The 20,534-nt window shown below is 60.5% G+C and carries 20 protein-coding genes; 13 read left to right on the top strand and 7 right to left on the bottom strand.

Going from position 1 to position 20,534, the window contains the following annotated elements; genetic code table 11:
• Positions 1–18 precede the first annotated feature (18 nt).
• Both LOY55_RS24235 and LOY55_RS24230 read left to right on the top strand, forming a co-directional pair.
• Entirely contained in the window at positions 19–894 is an 876-nt protein-coding gene (locus LOY55_RS24235; protein ID WP_109785040.1) for an ATPase, read from the top strand.
• Between the two features lie 230 nt (positions 895–1,124).
• On the top strand, positions 1,125–1,973 hold the full coding sequence (locus tag LOY55_RS24230) for a cache domain-containing protein (RefSeq protein WP_046033239.1): 849 nt from the start codon (positions 1,125–1,127) through the stop codon (positions 1,971–1,973).
• A 121-nt stretch (positions 1,974–2,094) separates the two neighbouring features.
• Here the strand turns inward: LOY55_RS24230 and LOY55_RS24225 are convergent, their stop codons facing one another.
• A complete protein-coding gene (locus LOY55_RS24225; protein ID WP_258667010.1) occupies positions 2,095–3,612 on the bottom strand; it encodes an MDR family MFS transporter in 1,518 nt (505 codons plus the stop codon).
• Between the two features lie 130 nt (positions 3,613–3,742).
• Positions 3,743–4,936, bottom strand: a complete 1,194-nt coding sequence (gene pobA, locus LOY55_RS24220; protein ID WP_258667009.1) for a 4-hydroxybenzoate 3-monooxygenase — start codon at positions 4,934–4,936, stop codon at positions 3,743–3,745.
• A gap of 176 nt (positions 4,937–5,112) precedes the next feature.
• Between pobA and LOY55_RS24215 the strand changes: the two genes are divergently transcribed.
• Positions 5,113–6,009, top strand: a complete 897-nt coding sequence (locus LOY55_RS24215; RefSeq protein ID WP_258667008.1) for a helix-turn-helix domain-containing protein — start codon at positions 5,113–5,115, stop codon at positions 6,007–6,009.
• 9 nt (positions 6,010–6,018) lie between these two features.
• Here the strand turns inward: LOY55_RS24215 and LOY55_RS24210 are convergent, their stop codons facing one another.
• A complete protein-coding gene (locus tag LOY55_RS24210) occupies positions 6,019–6,195 on the bottom strand; it encodes a hypothetical protein (protein WP_175648977.1) in 177 nt (58 codons plus the stop codon).
• A 205-nt stretch (positions 6,196–6,400) separates the two neighbouring features.
• Positions 6,401–7,306, bottom strand: a complete 906-nt coding sequence (locus LOY55_RS24205; protein WP_223525696.1) for a LysR family transcriptional regulator — start codon at positions 7,304–7,306, stop codon at positions 6,401–6,403.
• A gap of 209 nt (positions 7,307–7,515) precedes the next feature.
• On the opposite strand from LOY55_RS24205, the gene LOY55_RS24200 reads away from it, so the two are divergent.
• Positions 7,516–8,403, top strand: coding sequence for an MBL fold metallo-hydrolase (locus tag LOY55_RS24200; RefSeq protein WP_109785045.1), 888 nt, complete (start codon positions 7,516–7,518; stop codon positions 8,401–8,403).
• Positions 8,404–8,527: 124 nt separating this feature from the next.
• Positions 8,528–9,142 (top strand): NAD(P)-dependent oxidoreductase, encoded by a 615-nt coding sequence (locus LOY55_RS24195; RefSeq protein ID WP_258667005.1) that lies wholly within the window; start codon positions 8,528–8,530, stop codon positions 9,140–9,142.
• A gap of 155 nt (positions 9,143–9,297) precedes the next feature.
• On the opposite strand, the gene LOY55_RS24190 is transcribed toward LOY55_RS24195, so the two are convergent.
• Positions 9,298–10,179, bottom strand: coding sequence for a LysR substrate-binding domain-containing protein (locus LOY55_RS24190; protein WP_258667004.1), 882 nt, complete (start codon positions 10,177–10,179; stop codon positions 9,298–9,300).
• Positions 10,180–10,339: 160 nt separating this feature from the next.
• Here LOY55_RS24190 and LOY55_RS24185 point away from each other — a divergent pair, with 160 nt between their 5' ends.
• The 6 genes from LOY55_RS24185 to LOY55_RS24160 all read left to right on the top strand — a co-directional run bounded on the left by LOY55_RS24185 (position 10,340) and on the right by LOY55_RS24160 (position 17,716).
• Entirely contained in the window at positions 10,340–11,977 is a 1,638-nt protein-coding gene (locus tag LOY55_RS24185; protein WP_109785047.1) for a 5-guanidino-2-oxopentanoate decarboxylase, read from the top strand.
• Entirely contained in the window at positions 11,974–13,422 is a 1,449-nt protein-coding gene (locus LOY55_RS24180; protein WP_077431364.1) for an aldehyde dehydrogenase family protein, read from the top strand. Before LOY55_RS24185 ends, LOY55_RS24180 begins: the two co-directional genes overlap by 4 nt.
• 219 nt (positions 13,423–13,641) lie before the next feature.
• The gene (locus LOY55_RS24175) at positions 13,642–14,745 is read left to right on the top strand and encodes an extracellular solute-binding protein (RefSeq protein ID WP_109785049.1); all 1,104 of its coding nucleotides are present in this window, start codon (positions 13,642–13,644) and stop codon (positions 14,743–14,745) included.
• Positions 14,746–14,888: 143 nt separating this feature from the next.
• Positions 14,889–15,797, top strand: coding sequence for an ABC transporter permease (locus LOY55_RS24170; protein ID WP_046033250.1), 909 nt, complete (start codon positions 14,889–14,891; stop codon positions 15,795–15,797).
• Positions 15,794–16,642 (top strand): ABC transporter permease, encoded by an 849-nt coding sequence (locus LOY55_RS24165; RefSeq protein WP_223525693.1) that lies wholly within the window; start codon positions 15,794–15,796, stop codon positions 16,640–16,642. Before LOY55_RS24170 ends, LOY55_RS24165 begins: the two co-directional genes overlap by 4 nt.
• 18 nt (positions 16,643–16,660) lie before the next feature.
• Positions 16,661–17,716, top strand: a complete 1,056-nt coding sequence (locus LOY55_RS24160) for an ABC transporter ATP-binding protein (RefSeq protein ID WP_046033252.1) — start codon at positions 16,661–16,663, stop codon at positions 17,714–17,716.
• A gap of 131 nt (positions 17,717–17,847) precedes the next feature.
• Here LOY55_RS24160 and LOY55_RS24155 read toward each other — a convergent pair whose 3' ends face one another.
• On the bottom strand, positions 17,848–18,777 hold the full coding sequence (locus LOY55_RS24155; RefSeq protein ID WP_258667000.1) for an AraC family transcriptional regulator: 930 nt from the start codon (positions 18,775–18,777) through the stop codon (positions 17,848–17,850).
• A gap of 337 nt (positions 18,778–19,114) precedes the next feature.
• Here LOY55_RS24155 and LOY55_RS24150 point away from each other — a divergent pair, with 337 nt between their 5' ends.
• Both LOY55_RS24150 and LOY55_RS24145 read left to right on the top strand, forming a co-directional pair.
• Positions 19,115–19,468, top strand: coding sequence for an antibiotic biosynthesis monooxygenase family protein (locus LOY55_RS24150; protein WP_046033254.1), 354 nt, complete (start codon positions 19,115–19,117; stop codon positions 19,466–19,468).
• Between the two features lie 41 nt (positions 19,469–19,509).
• On the top strand, positions 19,510–19,740 hold the full coding sequence (locus LOY55_RS24145; RefSeq protein ID WP_046033255.1) for a hypothetical protein: 231 nt from the start codon (positions 19,510–19,512) through the stop codon (positions 19,738–19,740).
• Position 19,741: 1 nt separating this feature from the next.
• Here the strand turns inward: LOY55_RS24145 and LOY55_RS24140 are convergent, their stop codons facing one another.
• Positions 19,742–20,371 (bottom strand): flavin reductase family protein, encoded by a 630-nt coding sequence (locus tag LOY55_RS24140; RefSeq protein ID WP_109785051.1) that lies wholly within the window; start codon positions 20,369–20,371, stop codon positions 19,742–19,744.
• Between the last annotated feature and the right edge of the window lie 163 nt (positions 20,372–20,534).

Genomic DNA, 20,534 nt, shown 5'->3' with positions numbered 1-20,534 from the left:
TTCACAAAGGTTGACTCAATGTCCATGCGTAACGATGCCAACGACGATTTTGATGATGTACCGAGCCTGCGCGCCGACAGCCTCGACGATGATGATTTTGCGCCTACCGCTCGCACCAGCGTGCATTCGCGGCCGGCACCGGTGGTCAAGGTCAAGAGCGCCAGCACCGGCGCGCTGTGGGCATTGGTCGGCGCCTTGTTTTTTGCCTTTGCCGGCCTTGCCTGGTGGAGCTTTCAGCAGATCTCGCTGATGGAACAACAACTGGTGGCCACCCAGGAAAGTTTCGCGCGTATCAGTGAGGAAGCGGCGGGGCGCTTGCAGGACATTTCCGGCAAGGTCGTTGCCAGCCAGACCAACGTCACCAGCGACAGCGAAGCGCTGAAACTGCAAATCAAAGACCTGGAAAACAAGCTGCTGGATCAAGGCAAGCAGCAACAAGGCGTAGTCGGTCAGGCCTCGGATCTGGACAAGCGCCTGGCGCAGATGACCGCGCAAACCAGCGATCTGGATAAGCGTCTGGCGCAACTCACCACCCAGCACACCGAACAACAGGCGGCCAATACGCAATTGCAGGCGCAGCTCAAATCGCTGAGCAGCGAATTGACCGCACTGAAAAGTGCCCCGGCGGACACCAGCAAAGTCGAGGCCGAACTGAAAAGCCTTGGCGCCGACGTCGCCGCGCTGAAAAAACAAGGCAACCCAAGTGCAGCCATTGATCGTCTGGAACAAGACATGGTTGTGCTCAAAAGCCTGCAGGACAACCGCCCGGCCGTTGCGCAAGGTTCCACCAATACCGCTGAGTTCGACGCGTTCCGCGGCCAGGTCACCCGCAACATCAACACCCTTCAGGCCCAAATCCAGAACCTGCAGCAGCAGCTTCGCGCCCGGCAATAAACCTCAGGCAACCTTGTAGCAGCTGTCGAGCCCCGGCGAGGCTGCGTTCGGCTGCGAAGCAGTCGTCAATCCGATCAACTCGGTCTACCTGAAGCACCGAGTCGGTAGATTTTGCGACTGCTTCGCAGCCGGTCGCAGCCTCGCCGGGGCTCGACAGCTGCTACGGGTCTGGGTGTATCTCCCATTGCCGTCTACGCTCTTGAAACATCGACAAGAACGAGGGATGCACAATGGGGGTTTTGCACAAATTGACCTTGATGGGCGCAATGCTGCTTCTGTGCTTGGGCCAGGCTTTCGCTGCCGGCACCGAAAAAGAAGACAGCCAGGCTGCCAGGGCCTTGCTGGAGAAAGCCCTGGCCTATTACCACGACAATGGCGACAAGGCCCTCGCGGCGTTCAGCCGTCAGGGCGAGTTTGTCGACAAGGAACGCTACGTGTTTGTGGTAGATACCAAAGGCGTAATGCTCGCCAGTGGTGGGCCGTCTGCGGCGTTGATCGGACGGAACGTGACCGAGACGCTCGGGCCAGACTTGCAGAAAGCCTTCAAGGACGCCTTGAAAGTACCGGAGGGCAATGGCATCCAGGAGGCTGAATACCGCTGGCAGAACTGGGCCGACGGCAAGGTCGAGCTCAAGCATGTGTTCTATCAGCGCGTGGGGGCGCGAATCCTCGCGGTCGGTTACTACCTGCCACGGGCGTCGGCGGAGCAGGCCATGGCGCTGCTGAACAAAGCCGCGACCGATCTGGCCAAGGACGAGAAGGGTACGCTGACCGCCATCAACTCCCTCAAGGGCGGTTACTTGCAGGATGACCTGTATGTATTCGTCGTCGACCTGGACACCCAGCGTTATGTGGCTCACGGCACCAATCTGCGGCTGATCAATACCGACTTCAGCAAGATCAAGGACCCGGACGGCAAACCGGTGGGCGAGCCGATCCTGGCGTTGATGGCCAAACAGGATTATGGCGAATACGCATACCGCTGGAAAAACCCGGTGACCGGCAAGGTTGAAGACAAGCATGCCTACCTTAAAAAGGTCGGGCACTTCCTGGTGGCTGTCGGGTATTACAGCCCTTGAATCTCAGTGACTGATAAACCGCTATCGCGGGCAAGCCCGCTCCCACGGTTGACCGCGTTCTCTGGAACAACTCGGTCTATTGTGGGAGCGGGCTTGCCCGCGATGGCCGCGACTCGGTCTACTACCGAACCTTATCCTCTCGCCCGCGCAACAACATATTCGGCATGGCAATCGCCGCCGCCAGCCCCAGCAGCGACACCGCCGCACTGACCATCAGCAAATGCCTGAAGGTCAGCAACAGTTCGGCGCGCAAGGCGTTTTGCGCATCCCCCGGCGCGGCGTTCAGGCCGTCGAGCAAGACATTGCCCGAGCTGCCCTCGGCAATCAGCGATGAACCGGCAATGTGGGCAAAACTGGAATCCTGCAACAGTGCCAGCAACAGTGCCGACATCAACGCCACTCCCACCGCGCCGCCCAGTGAGCGGAAGAGATTGGTGGTGCTGGTGGCAACGCCGATATCACGCTGCTCCACCGAATTCTGCGTGCCGACCAATGACGTCGGGAATTGCATGCCACTGGCGATCCCGCACAGCAACATGAACAGGCTACTGAGCCAAAAGGCCTGGGGCGGGCTGAACGCCATACCCAGGATCGCCATCGGCATGAGTGCAGCGCCCGTCAGGATCATCGGTTTGTAGCGCCCGGTGACGGAGGTCCGGCGTCCGGCAAAGTACGCACCAATCGGCAAACCCATGGCCAGTGGCAACAAGTGCAGCGCGGCGCTGTCGGCCCCGGCGCCGGTGACGCTCTGGAAGCGCAGCGGCATCAGCACGATCAACGAGATCGCCTGGAAGCTGGTGAAGAAAATCGTGCACCAGCAAAAAATGGCATTGCGGTTGGCGAACAAGTGCATCGGCAGCAAGGGCTCACGCGCTCCACGCTCATGCCAGACGAACAGCGCCAGTACCAACACCGCAGACCCGAACAAGGCCAGCACTTCGGCGCTGCGCCACGAATGACCCTGACCCACCTGAGTGATACCCAGCAGCAACGCCGTCAAACCGATGATCATCAGCAGCGTGCCGAGGTAATCAATGATGGGTTTGCGCTGTGGCACCGGCAGCCCGACGAGTGTGCGATTGGCCACCAGCCAGGCACCGAGGCCCAGCGGCAGATTGATCAAAAACACCCAGCGCCAGGACAAGTACTCGGTCATGTAACCGCCAAGCACCGGGCCGGCGACGCTCGCCACCGCGTACATGCTGCTGAAATAGCCTTGATAACGACCACGCTCCCGAGGCGGCACGATGTCGCCGATGATCGCCTGGCTGACCGAAATCATCCCGCCCGCGCCGATGCCTTGAATGATCCGCGCCAGCACCAGTTGCTCCATGCTTTGGGCCATGCCGCAAAACAACGAAGCGAGGGTGAACAGCCCCATGCCGAACAGCATCAGCTTGCGCCGACCATACAAATCGCCGAGCTTGCCGTAGATCGGCACCGCCACTGTCATCGCCACCATGTACCCGGAAATCACCCAGGCCAGCAGGCTGACGTCCTTGAACTGCGCGGAAATCGCCGGCATCGAGACGGCGACGATGGTCTGGTCCAGCGCGCCGAGAAAAATCGCCAGCATCAAGGCGATCAGCACGCTGCGAATGGCTGGCTTGGGCGTGTCAGGCTGGTTGAGATTGGTCACGGTAAAACCTGCGGGCAGTGATGGATCCGCAAGGGGCAAGGCGAGCGGGGATGCTCGCCAGTGTACAGGGTGTGTTATCCATTTTTCCCGCGACGCGGGAAAAATGGATAACACACCCTGCGATAGCAAGCTATTCGATAGCCTCGTATGGAAGCCCGACGTAATTTTCTGCAATGGTTTTTCTACCCGCTTCAGAGCCGACAAAGTAGTCCAGCTCCGACTCGCTGATGCGTTGACTGAACGCGTCATGCTCGTCGAAGCGGTGCAGCATCGACGTCATCCACCAGGAAAACCGTTCGGCTTTCCACACCCGGCGCAGGCAGATCTCGGAGTATTTTCCCAGCAAATCCACGCGTCCTTGCTGGTAAACCTTCAACAGAATATTGAACAGCGTGCTGACGTCACTGGCCGCCAGGTTCAGGCCCTTCGCGCCGGTGGGCGGGACAATGTGCGCCGCGTCGCCGACCAGGAACATCCGCCCGTATTGCATTGGCTCGACCACAAAGCTGCGCAGCGGCGCGATGCTTTTTTCGATGGACGGGCCGGTCACCAGCGCGTCGGCGAGGGCGGTCGGCAGCCGCGATTTGAGCTCATCCCAGAAGCGCTGGTCCGACCAGTCCTGCACCTGATCCTCGACCGGCACCTGGAGGTAATAACGGGTACGGGTAGACGAACGCATGCTGCACAGCGCAAAACCACGTTCGTGACGGGCATACACCAACTCTTCGTGCACCGGTGGCGTGTCGGCGAGAATGCCGAGCCAGCCGAACGGATAGACCCGCTCGAACACCTTGAGGCAGTCGTCGGGGATCGATTGGCGTGCCACGCCATGGAAGCCGTCGCACCCGGCGATGTAGTCGCAATCGAGGCGATACGTCTGGCCATCCTTCTCGAAGGTCACGAAAGGTTCGTCGCTTTTCATGCCGAGCGGGACGACATTGCCGGCCTCGTAAATCGTCTGCGCACCGGCCTCCCGACGAGCGGCCATCAGGTCGCGGGTGACTTCGGTCTGGCCATACACCATCACGGTTTTGCCCCCGGTCAGGGCGTGCAGGTCGATGTGTACTTGGCGGCCGTCGAGCGCCAGTTCGAAACCGGTGTGCACCAGTCCTTCGGCGTCCATTCGCTGCCCGACACCGGCCTGACGCAACAGCTCTACCATGCCTTGTTCAAGGACGCCGGCACGGATTCGACCGAGCACATAATCCGGGCTCTGGCGTTCAAGGATGAGGGTGTCGATACCGGCGTTGTGCAGCAACTGGCCGAGCAGCAAACCGGACGGACCGGCGCCAATGATGGCGATTTGGGTTTTCAGCGTTTTCATTGTTGTTATGGCTCGCAAGCTCCACGCGACCAGAGCCGGTGAATTATTTTTATGGATCGAGTGCTTGCATTTTTCCCTTGCGAGTCTGTCAATTGAAGGTGAAAACTGAGCCGATATCTGTACATTCTGCCAATCGGTGCGATTATCGCCCGTCACCTGAAGCCTGGATTGAAGTGATGAACAAGCCTGACCTGCCTTCGATTCCAGTGTTCAAGCTCTACGGTGAAAGCCTGGACTGGCCGACCCCGGACTTGCTGCACTGCGAAACCATTTCCAAACGCAGCCGCGAACACCAATGGGAAATCAAACCCCACCGCCACGCCGATTTGTGCCAGTTACTCTTCGTCTTCAAAGGTCAGGCAGAGCTTGAAATCGAAGGTAAACGCACGCAACTGACTGAGCCTGCCATCCTGATCCTGCCGCCATTGTCGGTGCACGGTTATCGGTTTTCCGAGGACGTCGAAGGGTTTGTATTGACCCTGGCCGCGCCGTTGGTGACCCATCTGCAGGCGCAACTGGGCAACTCGGTAAATGCGCTGGCCCAGGCCGAAAGCTACCCGGCGGGCAAGGACGGCGATTACCTCAACAGCCTTTTTTCAGCGCTGCAGGACGAATACACCGGTCACCAACCGGCGCGTGAAATGCTCATGCATTCGTTGGTCAGCGTGATCATGGTGTGGGTCAGCCGGCAGGTAATCACGCGCCGCACTGCCAGCCAGCGTCCGCAGCGTGCCCGGGAATACCTCAACGGTTTTATTCAACTGGTGGAAGAGACTTACCGCCAGCACGTCAAGGTCGAAGACCTGGCGCATCGGCTGGGGATTTCCGTGTCCCACCTCAACGGCACGTGCCGTGAACTGGCGGGACAACCGGCGTTGCAGATCATGCACGAACGGCAATTGCTGGAGGCCAAGCGTTTGCTGACCTACACCAGCATGACCATTTATGAAATGTCCGACATGTTGGGATTTTCCGATCCGACCAACTTCACGCGCCTGTTCCGGCGTCGAGTGGGGATTTCTCCCAAGGCGTTTCGCGACCGCTTGAAGGCCGATCAGGACAACGAGGCCTGATCCTCTTCGTTAGCGCAGGGCGTTGAGGGTCGCGTTGTGGGGGATGCAGCGCTCGAAGTTGCAGCTCGCAAATTCGCGGGGCAGTTGGCGCAACTGCTCGACCCGCCAGGCGGCTGTGCCATACAGCGCCAGCGTCGCCGCGCAGGTAATGAAAATGGCGAGGTATCTTCTTGTTTTGGTGTTCATGGCGTTTGACCTCTGAACGAATACCGCTTGGGTATTACTTTGAGCATAGGTCAGCGCGGTGGAGTTGCCACTGAAGCGATATCGGCTCTGACACGGTATTCAGAGCCTTGATGATCCCCTGTGGGAGCTTGCTCGCGATAGCGATTGATCATTCAACAACGATGTCGACTGAACTACCGCTATCGCGAGCAAGCTCGCAGGTTTTTTATAGGCCGACATCCCACTCCGGTTCCTCGGGGAACCTTAAAACAAGAAAATCCAGCAGGCTGCGCAGCGCCGCCGGCATGTGTTTGCGTGAGGCGTACACCGCGTAGATGTTCATCTGCCGGGGCTCGGCATGGGGTAGCAGACGAATCAGCTCACCGCTGTGGATATGCACGCCGGCCTGATAACTGGGGAGCATTGCCACCCCCGCGCCGGCCATTGTCGCGCGCAGCAACGTGCTGGCTTCGTTGGCGCTGATGTTGCCCTGCACCGGCACCGAGACCGGCTCACCGTCCTCCTCGAAATGCCAAAGGCTTTTGCCGAAGTAGGAATGGGTCAGGCAGTTGTGCTGACTCAAATCTTCCACCCGCTGTGGCCTCGGATGTTCACGCAGATAGGCCGGGGACGCGCAAATCACTGAGCGGCAGACCGTCAGCCGGCGGGCAATCAGATTCGGGTCCAGGTCGTTGCTGGTGCGTATCGCCAGATCAATGCGTTCATCCACCAGGTTCACGGTGCGGTCGAGCATCTGCATATCGATGCTGACGCCGGGGTAACGTTTGACGTAGGCGGCCATGGCGTCCGCCAGTTGGGCCTGACCAAACGAGGTGCTGACGCTGATCCGCAACAGCCCGCGCGGCGCATCGTCGGGCTCGCGGATGGCGGCTTGCATGTCGGTGGACAAGTCGAGCATCTGCCGGCAGCGGGGCAGCATCTCGGTGCCGGCAGCCGTCAGGCTCAACTTGCGTGTCGTGCGGTGCATCAACCGGGCGCCGACCCAATCTTCCAGTTCCGCCAGATAACGCGAAACCACCGGGCGTGACAGGTCCAGTTGATCGGCCGCCGCCGACTGGCTGCCGAGGTCGACCACGCTGACGAACACGCGCATTGCTTGTAGACGATCCATGATTTGCCCACTTTTAGAAACAAACTATGTTCAAGCATCGCATTTTTTGTACTGAGTCAGGCAACTAAGCTCTGTCCCCCTGTAGGAGCTGACGAGTGAAACGAGGCTGCGATCTTTTGATCTTGCCTTTACAAGATCGCAGCCTCGTTTCACTCGTCAGCTCCTACAGAGCCATCGGCCAACCTTGGCCATCAACAACGGAGCAACAGATGATCGGCTTCACCTCGCTTAAACGTATTTTGCTGGCCACCGCCACGCTCGGCTTCGCGGCCCATGCAGCCGCGGCATCGACGCTGACTCTGGACGTTTACAACCCCGGCGACAAGGCGATTTTCCCGGTGACGTCGGTGCTGGTCAGTGGCGAAAAGGACGCGATTCTGGTGGATGCGCAGTTCGGCAAATCCCAGGCTGAACAGGTCGTCGAGAAAATCCGCGCCAGCGGCAAGCAACTGACCACCATCTACATCAGCCACGGCGACCCGGATTACTACTTCGGCCTCGACACCCTGACCGCTGCGTTCCCGAACGCCAAAGTGCTCGCCTCGCAACCGACCGTGGATCACATCAAGCACACCGTCGACGGCAAACTCGCGTTCTGGGGCCCGAAAATGGGCGCCGACGTCCCCTCTAAAACCATCGTGCCGGGTGTACTCAAGGGCGACAGCCTGATGCTCGAAGGGCAGAAGTTGCAGGTGGTGGGGCTGGCGGGCAAGCAACCGGATCGCACCTTCGTCTGGATTCCGTCGATCAAGGCCGTTGTCGGAGGCGTGGTCGTGGCAGAAAACATCCACGTCTGGATGGCTGACACGCAAACACCGCAGTCACACGCCGATTGGCTGACTACGCTGCATTCCATCGAAACCCTGAAACCGAAAACCATCGTGCCGGGTCATTACCTCGGTGACAGTGCCCGCTCGTTGGCGGCCGTGCAGTTCACCGCCGACTACATCAAGGCCTTCGATGATGAAACCGCCAAGGCAAAAGACTCCGCTGCACTGATCGCCGCGATGAAGAAACGCTACCCGACACTGGGCGAGGAAAGCTCGCTGGAGTTGAGCGCCAAAGTCGCGAAGGGCGAGATGAAGTGGGGTGAATGAGTATTCCCACGCTCCGCGTCCCATTCAAAGCTGAACGCGGAGCGTCCGTTGAGGCATTCCCACGCAGAGCGTGGGAACGATCATTCCGCATGCACTAATTCACTTGAGCCAACTGGAGAACGTCATGAGCAACATCGCAATCATCGGAGCCACCGGTCGTGCCGGTAGCCAACTGTTGGAAGAGGCCCTACGTCGCGGTCACAGCGTTACGGCCATCGCTCGCGACACGTCGAAGCTCGGCCCGCGTGCCGGTGTGGTGAACAAAGCCGTGGATGCACTCGACGCCGAGGCGTTGCAAGCGGCGGTCGCGGGGCATGATGTGGTGATCAGCGCCGCGCACTTCGCGACCTTGCCCGCCAGTGCCGTCATCGGCCCAGTGAAAAAGGCCGGTGTGAAACGCCTGCTGGTGGTGGGCGGTGCCGGTTCGTTGTTGTTGCCCAATGGCACTCGGGTGATCGACAGCGAAGGTTTCCCTGAGGCGTACAAGGCAGAGGCCAGCGCCGGTGCCGAGTTCCTGGGGAGCCTGCGTCAAGAAAAGGATCTGGACTGGACGTTCCTGTCGCCATCGGCGGAGTTTGTCGAAGGCGAGCGCAGCGGAAACTTCCGGGTTGGCCAGGATGACTTGCTGGTGAGCAGTGCCGGGCGCAGCTGGATCACGTTTGCCGATTATGCGATTGCGATGATGGATGAAGTGGAAGCGCCGAAGCACACTCGCCAGCGTTTCACCGTCGGGTACTGATCACCGCAAACCTTGTAGCAGCTGGCGAAGCCTGCGTCCGGCTGCGTAGCAGTCGTAAACCCTGCATCCACGGTTTTTCTGACACACCGTGAACTATGGTTTTACGACTGCTACGCAGCCGGACGCAGGCTTCGCCAGCTGCTACAGGATTTCGCTCATCGCGCCTGCGCTTGCTCCACCAACCACCCCATCAGCTCGCGCAACTTCGGCGACGGTCCGGGTTTTTCCGGGAACACCAGGTAATACGCCAGCCCCGTCTTCACCTTCAGTTCAAACGGCATGACCAGCCGCCCGGCGCTCAAGTCATCGCCAATCAACGACCAGTCCCCAATCGCTACCCCCGTTCCCTGAGACGCCATCGACATCGCCAGGTCCAGCGTTTCAAAGTGCTGACCCTTGCTGACATTGCTCAAGCGAACATTGGCGGTGGCCAGCCAGGCCTTCCAGTCCCGTTCATCCCGTGTCGGGTGCAGCAGCATGTGTTTCTCAAGATCTTCGGGCGTCTGCAGCGGCACCGGGCCTTCGAGCAGCGGTTTGGAGCAGACCGGCGTCAGTTGTTCTTCAAACAGGCGCTGGGACACCAATACGCTGTCTGGCTGCGCGCCGTACATCACCGCCGCGTCGAACTGCTCGCGATGAAAATCCACACCGTGCTTGATCGTGGTAGTCAATTCCACCGGCACATCCGGGCGCTCCCGTTGCCACTGCAACAGGCGCGGCAACAGCCAACGCATGACGCACGTCGGGGCCTTGAGTTGCAAGGTCTCGCGCTTCTCGCCGATCTGCTCCACCGCCTCGTCGATCAGGCCGAAAATCTGCTGGACCCGTGGCAGCCATTCACGTCCTTCAGCCGTCAGGTCCAGGCCTCGGGCCTGGCGAATGAACAGCTCATAGCCCAGATGATCTTCCAGCCCGGCGATCTGTCGGCTCACTGCGCCTTGGGTGATGTGCAGCTGTTCGGCTGCGCGGGTGAAATTGCAGCACTGCGCGGTGATCAGGAAAGTGTGCAGCGCCGGCAGAGGTGGCAGTCGTTTCATTGGGATCCAAGGTATGACGTGAGGACATGGCTAGTATGATTTTTTATCCATTGTTGCGGCTATGTGTCGCCCGTTCCAATGAGGCCATCCCTGGACCTGCCCACGCATCATAAACAACGCGCAGGCCCGGCGTCTCAATCGAACAAGAAGGGCAAATTACATGGCGACGTGCGGCGAAGTATTGGTCAAGTTACTCGAAGATTACGGGGTCGAGCAGGTGTTCGGCATTCCCGGGGTTCACACCGTGGAGCTGTACCGCGGGCTGGCCCGTTCGAGCATCAACCACGTCACTCCGCGTCACGAACAAGGCGCCGGCTTCATGGCCGACGGTTATGCGCGCACCAGCGGCAAACCGGGTGTGTGCTTCATCATCACCGGCCCTGGCATGACCAACATCACCACTGCGATGGGTCAGGCCTATGCCGACTCGATCCCGATGCTGGTGATCTCCAGCGTGCAATCGCGCAGCCAATTGGGGGGCGGTCGCGGCAAGCTGCATGAGCTGCCGAACCAGGGCGCATTGGTCGCCGGCGTGGCGGCGTTCTCCCACACCTTGATGTCGGCGTCTGAATTGCCCGGCGTACTGGCGCGTGCCTTTGCCCTGTTCCAGGCCGGTCGTCCGCGTCCGGTGCACATCGAAATTCCATTGGACGTGCTGGTTGAAGAAGCCGACGACCTGCTCAGCAGCGTACCGGTGAACATCGACCGCGCCGGTGCATCGCCGACCGCCGTTTCGCGCATGAGCGAGTTGCTGGCCGGCGCCAAGCGTCCGCTGATCCTCGCCGGTGGCGGTGCCATCGATGCCGCCGCTGAGTTGACCGAACTGGCCGAACTGCTGGACGCGCCAGTCGCCCTGACCATCAATGCCAAGGGCATGCTGGAATCCAGCCACCCGTTGCTGATCGGTTCGACCCAAAGCCTGGTTGCCACCCGCGCCCTGGTGGCCGAGGCCGACGTAGTGTTGGCCATCGGCACCGAGCTGGCCGAGACCGACTACGACGTGACCTTCGCCGGTGGTTTCGAAATTCCTGGCCAATTGCTGCGCGTGGACATCGACCCGGACCAGACCGTGCGCAACTACCCGCCGCACGTGGCGCTGGTGTCCGACTCACGTAACGCCGCCCAAGCCTTGCTCACTGCCCTGTCGCACACATCGCTGGCGGCGCGCCGCAACGATTGGGGTCAGGTGCGTGCTGCCCGCTTGCGTGAAGAACTGGCCGGCACCTGGGACGCTCCGACACTGGCTCAGACCCGCTTCCTCGAAACCGTTCTGCACGAGTTGCCGGAGGCCGTGTTCGTCGGCGATTCGACCCAGCCTGTCTACACCGGCAACCTGACGTTCAACCCCGAGCGCCCGCGTCGCTGGTTCAACTCGTCCACCGGTTACGGCACCCTCGGTTACGCCTTGCCGGCCGCTATCGGCGCCTGGCTTGGCGGCAGCGTTGTCGGCGACTCGCGTCCTCCGGTGGTGTGTCTGATCGGTGACGGTGGCCTGCAATTCACCCTGCCGGAACTGGCCAGCGCCGTTGAAGCGCGCACTCCGGTGATCGTGCTGCTGTGGAATAACCAGGGCTACGAAGAGATCAAGAAATACATGGTCAACCGCGCCATCGAGCCGGTCGGCGTGGACATCTACACCCCGGACTTCATCGGTGTGGCCAAGGCGCTGGGCTGTGCCGCCGACGCGGTCAACGGTGTCGAGCAACTGCGCGTTGCATTGCGTGCCGCTGCCGACCGTCAGGGCCCGACCCTGATTGAAATCGATCAGACCCAGTGGATGAAGGCGGTGTCGAAATGAGTTTTCCAACAACCTTGGATGGCGTGTTCATCAATGGCCAATGGTCGGCCGGCAACGAACACCTGCGCGTGATCAACCCGGCAACCGAAGCGTTGCTGACCACCGTCAATGGCGGTGATGCCCAGGCTGTCGATCAGGCCGTGAGCGCGGCGACCAACGCTTTCGCCGAGTGGTCGAAAACCAGCGGTGCCGAACGTGGCGCGATTCTGCGCAACATCGCGGCCGGCGTGCAGGCCGCTCGTGAGCGCTTGATGCACTTGCAGTCGAGCAACAACGGCAAGCCACAGTTTGAAGCGGCCATCGACGTCGATGACGTGATCGCCACCTTCGAGTATTACGCCGGTCTGGCCGAAGGGCTGGACGCGAAACAAGACAGCGCTGTTGAGCTGCCGACTGAAGATTTCAGCGCACGTCTGCGCCGTGAGCCTGCCGGTGTGGTCGGTTTGATCGTGCCGTGGAATTTCCCGATGGTCACCACCGCCTGGAAACTCGCCCCGGCCCTGGCTGCCGGTTGCTGCGTGGTGCTCAAGCCGTCCGAGGTGACGCCGCTGCCAGAGTTGGAGCTGGCGGCCATCATCGCCAAGGCCGGCTTGCCTGCCGGCGTTTTCAACCTGGTCTGCGGCACGGGCCTGGCGGTCGGAGCGCCGCTGTCGGCGGATCCGCGCATCGCCAAAATCTCCTTCACCGGCAGCAACGCGGTGGGTGTGCAGGTCATGCAACGGGCGGCGGAAACCGTGAAAGGCGTGAGCCTGGAGCTGGGCGGTAAATCGTCGCTGCTGGTGCTGGCCGATGCTGACATCGAACTGGCGGTGGAAGTGGCGTGCGGCGGTGGTTTCTTCAACGCCGGGCAAATGTGCTCCGCCACTAGCCGCGTGCTGGTTGCCGATGAAGTCGCCGATGAATTCCTGTTGCGCCTGAAGGCTCGCGCCGAAGCCATTCGCGTGGCTGACCCGTTCGACCCGGCGGTGGAAATGGGTGCGCTGGTCAACCACGCGCAATACCAGCGTGTGCTCGGTCACATCGACCGGGGCTTGAGTGCGGGCGCCAAGCTGATGTGCGGCGGTAATCGTCCGGCAGACCTGCCGCGCGGATATTTTTTACAGCCGACGATTTTCACCGAAGTGCCCCTGGACAGTGCGTTGTGGTGTGAAGAGATTTTCGGCCCGGTGATCTGCGTTCGCAGTTTTGCCACTGAAGCCGAGGCGATTGCCTTGGCCAACGACAGTCAGTTTGGCCTGGTCGCCAGCGTCGTCACGCGCAATGCCGAAACGGCTGACCGCGTCGCTAACGCCTTGCAGGCGGGGCTGGTGTGGATCAACGCGCCACAGGTGATCTTCCCGCAGACCGCCTGGGGTGGCTACAAGCAGAGCAGCATCGGCCGCGAATTGGGGCCGTGGGGCTTGCAGGCTTTCCAGGAAATAAAACACGTGATTCGGGCCGTCTGACGGCACGAAAACGGTGAGCGCATGCCTCGAAACGAGGCATGCGCTGGCGTCATGGCTTCAATGAGTTTTTATCGATAGTCAGGTGATTTACACGACCTCAGGATGAACCCGTCGGCTCAGCTCTAACCCTTTGAATACGGGGGTTTGAAGCGGATCTGACCGCGCGGATACAACGGTTGCGACCAACCTCATAATTTACAAAAATAAAGGGAGTCCTTCATGGGCGAGCATGATCTGAACAGACGTCAATTCATCAAAACCGTGGGCGTAGCCTCGGTGGCAGCGGCCGCCATGAGCATGCCGTTCATCAAGGCCAATGCCAGCGACACACGTTTTGCCGGCAAGACCCTGCGTTTGCTGACCTGGTCCGATGACACCGGTCTGGCAGCCCTGCGCAATATCGCTGCAACTTTCGAAGACAAGTACGGCTGCAAGGTCATCGCTGACCGTACCGGCAGTACCTCGGAAATGGTTGCCAAACTGAAGGCCGGCGGTGATCGTCCGCAGTACGACATCATCACCCTGGCTGGCGTCGGTGCCGAAGGTCTGGCCGCCGCCAACCTGCTGGAAAAACCCGACCTCAACCGCATTCCCAACCTGGTCGACGTACCGGAAAAATACCGCACCGGCGCCAATGGCCACGGTATCGGTTACCTCCTGTGGTGCAACAGCCTCGTCTACAGCACCCGCACCCAGAAAGAAGCCCCGACCAGCTACGCCTCCCTGTGGGACGCCGACGCTGCGCCGAACATCTTCCTGCCGCCGCCAAACTGGACCGAGGCCATGGACCTGATCATCATCGCCGCCAAACTGGCCGGTGGTGACGAGCACAACATTGAGCCGGGCTTCAAGAAACTCGCCGAGCTGAAAGATCGCGTGGTGACCCTGGGTGAAAACCCGAACCAGATCGCCGAGCTGTTCCGCACCGGTTCCCTGGACATGGGCGGCTTGTACGCGCCGGCGTTCTTCCCGAAACAGATTCGCGATCCGGCCTACGGCCTGAGTGCAACCTTTGGCATGAAGGAAGGTTTCTACACCGACTTGATGCAATCGGTCATGCCGAAGAACCGTCCGGGCGACACCGACATGGCGTACGCCTTCATCAACCACTCTCTGGACCCGGTAGTGCAGGGCAAGATGGCTGAAGACATCTACAACGGCCCGGTCAACGCCAAGGCGATCATCTCCGCCGAAGCGCGCAAGAGCCCGTACATCCTCACGCCAGAGCAGATTGCCGAGAAGGCGATCATGCACGACAACGCCTTCCTGGCCACCGTGCATGACCAATGGATTCGTCGCTACACGGAAATCTTTTCTTCCTGATCTGAATCGCAGGGAGGTTCTTCGAACCTCATCGCGGGCAAGCCTCGCTCCTACAAGAGCAGCGCCATACCTGTAGGAGCATGGCTTGCCCGCGATCGAGTGCGCAGCACTCGCCAAGATCTTCCATTGACGAGACCTTTGCTATGGAACACCAACCTCTGACTCATCCGGTGAGTGTCGCCCCCGTGCGCGCCAACCGGGGTGTTTCGCCGACGACGCGCGCCTGGCTTTTCCTGTCGCCGTCGATGCTGTTCATGGGTGTGCTGATTGCCGCCAGCCTGCTGGTCCTGCGCATGAGCGTGGGCACCAAAGGCGCGGAGTGGACCGGGTTCAGCCTGGCCAGTTACGCCCAACTGCTGGAACCGTATTACCTCAAATCGTTGCTGCTGACCCTGCGCCTGGCGCTGATCAGCGCAGTTATTGCTGTCGTGTTGGCGATCCCGGTGGCCTACACCATGTCGCGCCTGACCTCACCGTTCGTGCGCCGGATCTTCCTCGCCGCGGTGCTGTTGCCGTTGCTGGTCAACCTGCTGCTGCAAAGCTACGGCTGGCTGGTGATTCTCGGCCCTGGCGGCATGCTCAACCAGGCACTGATGGGCCTGGGCTTGATCAAGCGTCCGATCATGCTGCTTTACAACCAGAACGGCGTGCTGATGGGCCTGGTGCAAACCGCGTTCCCGCTGGCCGTGCTGCCGATTGCCAGCGCCATGCGCGGCGTCGCCCGTACTTACGAAGAAGCCGCCGCGACACTGGGCGCGAGTCGCTTGCAGGTGTTCCGCCAGGTGGTGTTGCCGATGAGCATGCCGGGGATCATCACCGGCGCGACGTTGGTGTTTGCCTACAACGCCAGCAGCTTCGTGGTGCCCCTGCTGCTCGGTGGTCGACGCGTGCCGATGCTGGCGGTGATGGTCCATGACCAGATCGCCCCGCTGATGAACTGGCCCGCCGCGTCCGCTGCCGGTGTGGTGCTGATTGTCACTACGCTGGCGATCATGACCTTGTCCGAATACATCACTGGCCGCCGTCGGCGCATGCTGGAGGCTTCGCAATGAGCACCCTGACCAAGAAACGTTATGGGCTGCTGCCGGGCGAAACCGGCAAGTTTGCCGGTATCCTCTCGGGCTTCATCCTGCTGCTGGCGGTGTTGCCGATCCTGACCATGATCGTGATGTCGTTCAGCGGTTCGTCGAACCTCGACTTCCCGCCAAGCAGCTACAGCCTGCAATGGTACAAGGCCGCCTGGCACACCTTCGTCTCGCCGGATGCCAGCGACGTGCTGAGCCTGGGCAAAGCCATGACCACCAGCCTGATGGTGGCGTGCCTGACCATGGTCTTCGCCACGATCATCGCAGTGCCGGCGGCATACGCGCTGACCCGTTGCGAATTTCGCGGCAAAGCCGTGGCGATGCAATTGATGTCGCTGCCACTGGTGTTCCCGATGGTGGTATTGGGCCTGGCATTGCTGCTGGTGTTCGACAGCCTGCCGTTCCAGATGACCACCTCGCGGCTGGTGATTGCCCACGTGATCCTGGCGCTGCCCTTCGTGGTGAAAAACTGCACCGCGGCGATGCTGTCCATCGGCACCGAAGTCGAGGAGGCCGCGCAAATGCTCGGTGCCTCGCCGACCCGGGCGATTGTCGATGTGGTGGTACCGCTGATGAAATCGGGGATTCTGGCGGGGATGCTGCTGGCGTTCATCGTCTCGTTCAACGAGTTCACCGTGACCTATTTCCTCTACACCATCGACGTCATGACCGTGCCGATCTGGATGTACAGCCGCACCGTGTCTTCGCTCGACCCTACCGTGTTCTCGTTCGCCGTGCTCATCGTGCTCATCGACTTCGTCCTGATCTGGGCGCTGGAGAAGCTGGTGGGTGAAGGTGGCGTTTCGTTCTGATTTCTTGAGGTAATTCACATGTCTGGTCTGATTCTGGAAAACGTCGAGAAACACTACGGCTCGGCTTGCGCGGTAAAGGATGTAAACCTGCATTTGCCGGAAGGCAAACTGGTGTGTTTCCTCGGTCCTTCGGGGTGTGGCAAAACCACGTTGCTGCGCATGATTGCCGGCCTCGAAACCCTGACCGGCGGCGAGATTCGCCTGGACGGTGAAGACATCGGCAACACGCCTGCGCACCAGCGCAACTTCGGCATGGTGTTTCAATCGCTGGCGCTGTTTCCGCACATGACGGTGGGGGAGAACATCGCCTATCCGCTGAAACTGCGTGGCGTCAGCAAGGCTGATCAGCAGGCGCGGGTGGTGGAATTGCTGGAGCTGATTCAGCTGCAGGAAATGATTGATCGCCCGGTGGCAAAACTCTCCGGTGGTCAGCGTCAGCGCGTGGCGATTGCCCGGGCGATTGCCAACCACCCGAAAATCCTGCTGCTGGATGAACCGCTGTCGGCGCTGGACGCCAAGCTGCGCGAGTCGATGCAGGTGGAAATCCGTCAGCTGCAACAACGCCTGAACATCACCACGATCATGGTGACCCACGATCAGCGTGAGGCAATGACCATGGCCGATATCGTTGTGGTGTTGGGTGAGCACCGCGTGCAACAAGTGGGTACGCCGATTGAAATCTACCGCCACCCGGCCAACGAATTTGTCGCGGACTTCATCGGTTCGGGCAACATTTTCCCGGCCACGGCGCTGGGCAACGGCAAAGTCAGTTTGCCAGGTGGCGATGCACTGCAAGTGCCGATCTGCAGCAGCATCGTGGTCGGCGAGAAAGTGAAAATGCTCATCCGTCCTGAAGACCTGCAACTGTCGCACCCGCAGGAGACGGCGGGGAACCGGTTGCTGGGCAAGGTGACGTTCGTGCGTGATATCGGTGCGACGATTGAAACGACCGTGGAGTGTTCCGGGGTGACGTTTACCGCGCTGAGCACACCGTGCCAAGGGTTTGGGCTGAGCATTGGCAACCCGGTGTCGGTGACGTTGCCGGCCGAGGCTTGCCGCGTACTGGGTGCCTGATCCCAAATTTTTATTGCCTGAACTGGCCTCATCGCGGGCAAGCCCGCTCCCACAGGTTTTGTGTACACCGTGATCCCTGTGGGAGCGGGCTTGCCCGCGATGAGGCCATCAGCCACGCAACAATTTCTGGATCAGACACTCAACCGCAACCGCGCCAAATCCCGCAATGGCGGCGCCCCAAACAACCGACTGTATTCCCGGCTGAATTGCGAGGGGCTTTCATACCCCACCCGATACCCCGCCGCCGAAGCCTCCAGTCCTTCGGCCAGCATCAACCGCCGCGCTTCCTGTAACCGCAGTTGCTTCTGATACTGCAACGGGCTCATCGCCGTCATCGCCTTGAACCGGTGATGCAGCGTCGACACGCTCAAATTCACTTCCTTGGCCAGATCATCGATACGCAGCGGCTGCTCATAGTTGCCGTTGAGCCACTTGATCGCCTGACTGATGCGATGGCTCTGGCTGTTGGCGATGGCGATTTCATACAGCCGATGCCCCTGCGGACTGCGCAACAACCGATAAAGAATCTCCCGACGAATCAGCGGCGCGAGCATGGCGATGTCTTTCGGCGTGTCCAGCAACCGCGCCAGGCGCAGCACTGCGTCGAGCATCGCGGTGTCGATGCGTTCGACATACAGACCACGACCGGTAGGGCGGGTCGGAACGCCCAAGGGGCCGGCGTCGGCGATCAGCGCGGTGATTTCTGCCGGGTCGATGTCCAGGCGTACGGCAAGGATCGGCGCCTCGGGCGAGACGTCTACCACCCGCCCGCTCAGCGGCATCGAGACCGACACCACCAGGTAATTCAGCGGGTCGTAGTTGAAGTGCTCGTCGGCCAGCCTGACCTCTTTGCGCCCCTGCGCCATGATGCACAGCGCCGGTTGCGCGAGCACCGGGGCAAACACATGGGACTGGCTGTGGCGTGACATGAACAGCGAACCGACGGCCGTCGCATAGGTGCCATCGTCCGACGTATTGCGGCGGATGATAGCGGCCAGTTCTTCGCGCTGTTTCTCCATGTCGGCATCCAGCGGAACTTGAACGTGATCGAACGACGACATGCCGGGCATCCTCGCTGAGGGGGTAGGTAATGAGCCGAGCTTAAATTTGTGCAAGAAAAAGCGGTAGACACATCCTGCCTCAACCTTGCCTGATTCTGCACGGCGTGGGTTAACGGTGCGTCTATGTCTGCGTATCCCCGGGGAAACTTGCTTGAAACCCGTGTTTCATTGGCGTGGAACGTATAGACAGGCCGCTACGGCCGTTTTGGAACACCGCGCAGGATTGTGCAATAAGCCGGCAGAAATCGACTAACCGCGCTGGATTGTGCGCGATTAACCTTTGATCCTGTCGCAGCCCGTCCCACGGCTGCCACTCGAGTACCTGGGAGGGTTGAACATGTCTACGCAGATCCCCGTCAGTCACATGGCTTTTGTGCGTGCCCGCGCCGGGCGCTCGGCGGAGCTCGGTGTGCGCCTGAGCGCGTTGATCGAGCCATCGCGCAGCGCGCCGGGTTGCCTGAGTTTTTCCCTGCAGCATTCACAATGCGATCCCGAGTTGTGGCTGGTTTCCGGTTTTTGGGCCCATCAGCAAGCCATGACCGCTTATTTCAGCACGCCGGCGATGGAAGTGTTCGCCGAGCTGGTGCAGGAACTGGTGGTCAACAGCCTGGACTTTCATACCTTCAAGGAAGTCTCTGCCGCTCAGGCCCTGGGCCAGTCCGGGTCGTGGGTACACAAAATGGCGGGTTGAGGGTTTAATGAGCGCATTCTCAATCAGCCAGGATCCGCGACATGGCACGTAAAGCCTTTGAACACTTCGAAGCCGTTTCCGCAGTAGTACCGGGTGAAGGGGGTTACCACGCCGCCATCGCCGTCAAAGCCCTGGGTGGCGCGGGCGCACCGCGTTTTCACAAAGTCCTCGAAGGCCAGGTCTTCAAGACCGCCCATGAGGCCGATGAAGCAGCAGCCAAAGAGCTGACCCGCCTCAAAGACGTCAAGGAAAACACCGACCTGCTTTGGTGATTTACCGGTTTGCCCCCGGGCGATACATCTTGAACAACGCCTCCGGTCCCAGCTGAAAATAGTCCGCTGGCCCACCGCCGCGCAGAATCGGTTCTGCCGCGGCGGTGTCGTATACCCCGTCCTTCAACAGCCACTTGGCGATATGCACGGCGACCACTTCGCCGAGAATCAGCCAGCTCGGCACCACGTTTCCGTCGGCGCGTTGCAACTGAATGATCTGCGTGACCTTGCACTCGAAGGACACCGGGCTTTCGGCCACCCGTGGCACCTGGATGATTTTCGAGGCGAGGGGCGTGAGCCCCGACAGTTCGAACTCATTGACCTCGGGGCCGACCATGGCGCAGCTCTGATTCATTTGCTCGGCCAGCGGGCGGGTGGCCAGGTTCCAGGCGAACTCGCCGGTCTGCTCGATGTTGTTCAGGCTGTCTTTGCGCCCGACGCTGGAAAAACCAATGATCGGCGGAATGTAGTTGAAGGCATTGAAGAAGCTGTACGGCGCCAGGTTCAGGCGGCCGTTGGCATCCTGCGAGGAAATCCAGCCGATAGGGCGCGGGCCGACGATGGCGTTGAACGGGTCGTGGGGCAGGCCGTGGCCGTTGGCTGGTTCGTAGAAATGGATGTCGTCAGCCATGGCGTAAATTCCTGGGGTTCTCGGGAGGCGAACATGGTGCAAGGACGAGCCGATTATTTCCAGCATTGAGGTCAAAATGTAGGAGCGAGCCGCCCGGAGCCGGCTCGTTCCTACAGGTTGTAGGTCTATTCAGTAAAAAGGGGCAGACCCTCGCAGGTCTGCC

The sequence above is a fragment of the Pseudomonas sp. B21-040 genome, from assembly GCF_024748695.1.
Taxonomy (GTDB): Bacteria; Pseudomonadota; Gammaproteobacteria; order Pseudomonadales; family Pseudomonadaceae; genus Aquipseudomonas.
The sequence above is the reverse complement of the archived record's forward strand: the minus strand, read 5'-3'. Positions and strand labels throughout refer to the sequence as shown.

Bases quoted from the DNA above. Each gene is read 5' to 3' on its own strand.
- LOY55_RS24210 (WP_175648977.1), bottom strand. From the start codon at position 6,195: ATGAACACCAAAACAAGAAGATACCTCGCCATTTTCATTACCTGCGCG.
- LOY55_RS24235 (WP_109785040.1), top strand. From the start codon at position 19: ATGTCCATGCGTAACGATGCCAACGACGATTTTGATGATGTACCGAGC.
- LOY55_RS24205 (WP_223525696.1), bottom strand. From the start codon at position 7,306: ATGGATCGTCTACAAGCAATGCGCGTGTTCGTCAGCGTGGTCGACCTC.
- LOY55_RS24170 (WP_046033250.1), top strand. From the start codon at position 14,889: ATGGAACACCAACCTCTGACTCATCCGGTGAGTGTCGCCCCCGTGCGC.
- LOY55_RS24175 (WP_109785049.1), top strand. From the start codon at position 13,642: ATGGGCGAGCATGATCTGAACAGACGTCAATTCATCAAAACCGTGGGC.
- LOY55_RS24145 (WP_046033255.1), top strand. From the start codon at position 19,510: ATGGCACGTAAAGCCTTTGAACACTTCGAAGCCGTTTCCGCAGTAGTA.
- LOY55_RS24230 (WP_046033239.1), top strand. From the start codon at position 1,125: ATGGGGGTTTTGCACAAATTGACCTTGATGGGCGCAATGCTGCTTCTG.
- LOY55_RS24180 (WP_077431364.1), top strand. From the start codon at position 11,974: ATGAGTTTTCCAACAACCTTGGATGGCGTGTTCATCAATGGCCAATGG.
- LOY55_RS24150 (WP_046033254.1), top strand. From the start codon at position 19,115: ATGTCTACGCAGATCCCCGTCAGTCACATGGCTTTTGTGCGTGCCCGC.
- LOY55_RS24185 (WP_109785047.1), top strand. From the start codon at position 10,340: ATGGCGACGTGCGGCGAAGTATTGGTCAAGTTACTCGAAGATTACGGG.
- LOY55_RS24155 (WP_258667000.1), bottom strand. From the start codon at position 18,777: ATGTCGTCGTTCGATCACGTTCAAGTTCCGCTGGATGCCGACATGGAG.
- LOY55_RS24200 (WP_109785045.1), top strand. From the start codon at position 7,516: ATGATCGGCTTCACCTCGCTTAAACGTATTTTGCTGGCCACCGCCACG.
- pobA (WP_258667009.1), bottom strand. From the start codon at position 4,936: ATGAAAACGCTGAAAACCCAAATCGCCATCATTGGCGCCGGTCCGTCC.
- LOY55_RS24215 (WP_258667008.1), top strand. From the start codon at position 5,113: ATGAACAAGCCTGACCTGCCTTCGATTCCAGTGTTCAAGCTCTACGGT.
- LOY55_RS24160 (WP_046033252.1), top strand. From the start codon at position 16,661: ATGTCTGGTCTGATTCTGGAAAACGTCGAGAAACACTACGGCTCGGCT.
- LOY55_RS24195 (WP_258667005.1), top strand. From the start codon at position 8,528: ATGAGCAACATCGCAATCATCGGAGCCACCGGTCGTGCCGGTAGCCAA.
- LOY55_RS24140 (WP_109785051.1), bottom strand. From the start codon at position 20,371: ATGGCTGACGACATCCATTTCTACGAACCAGCCAACGGCCACGGCCTG.
- LOY55_RS24190 (WP_258667004.1), bottom strand. From the start codon at position 10,179: ATGAAACGACTGCCACCTCTGCCGGCGCTGCACACTTTCCTGATCACC.
- LOY55_RS24165 (WP_223525693.1), top strand. From the start codon at position 15,794: ATGAGCACCCTGACCAAGAAACGTTATGGGCTGCTGCCGGGCGAAACC.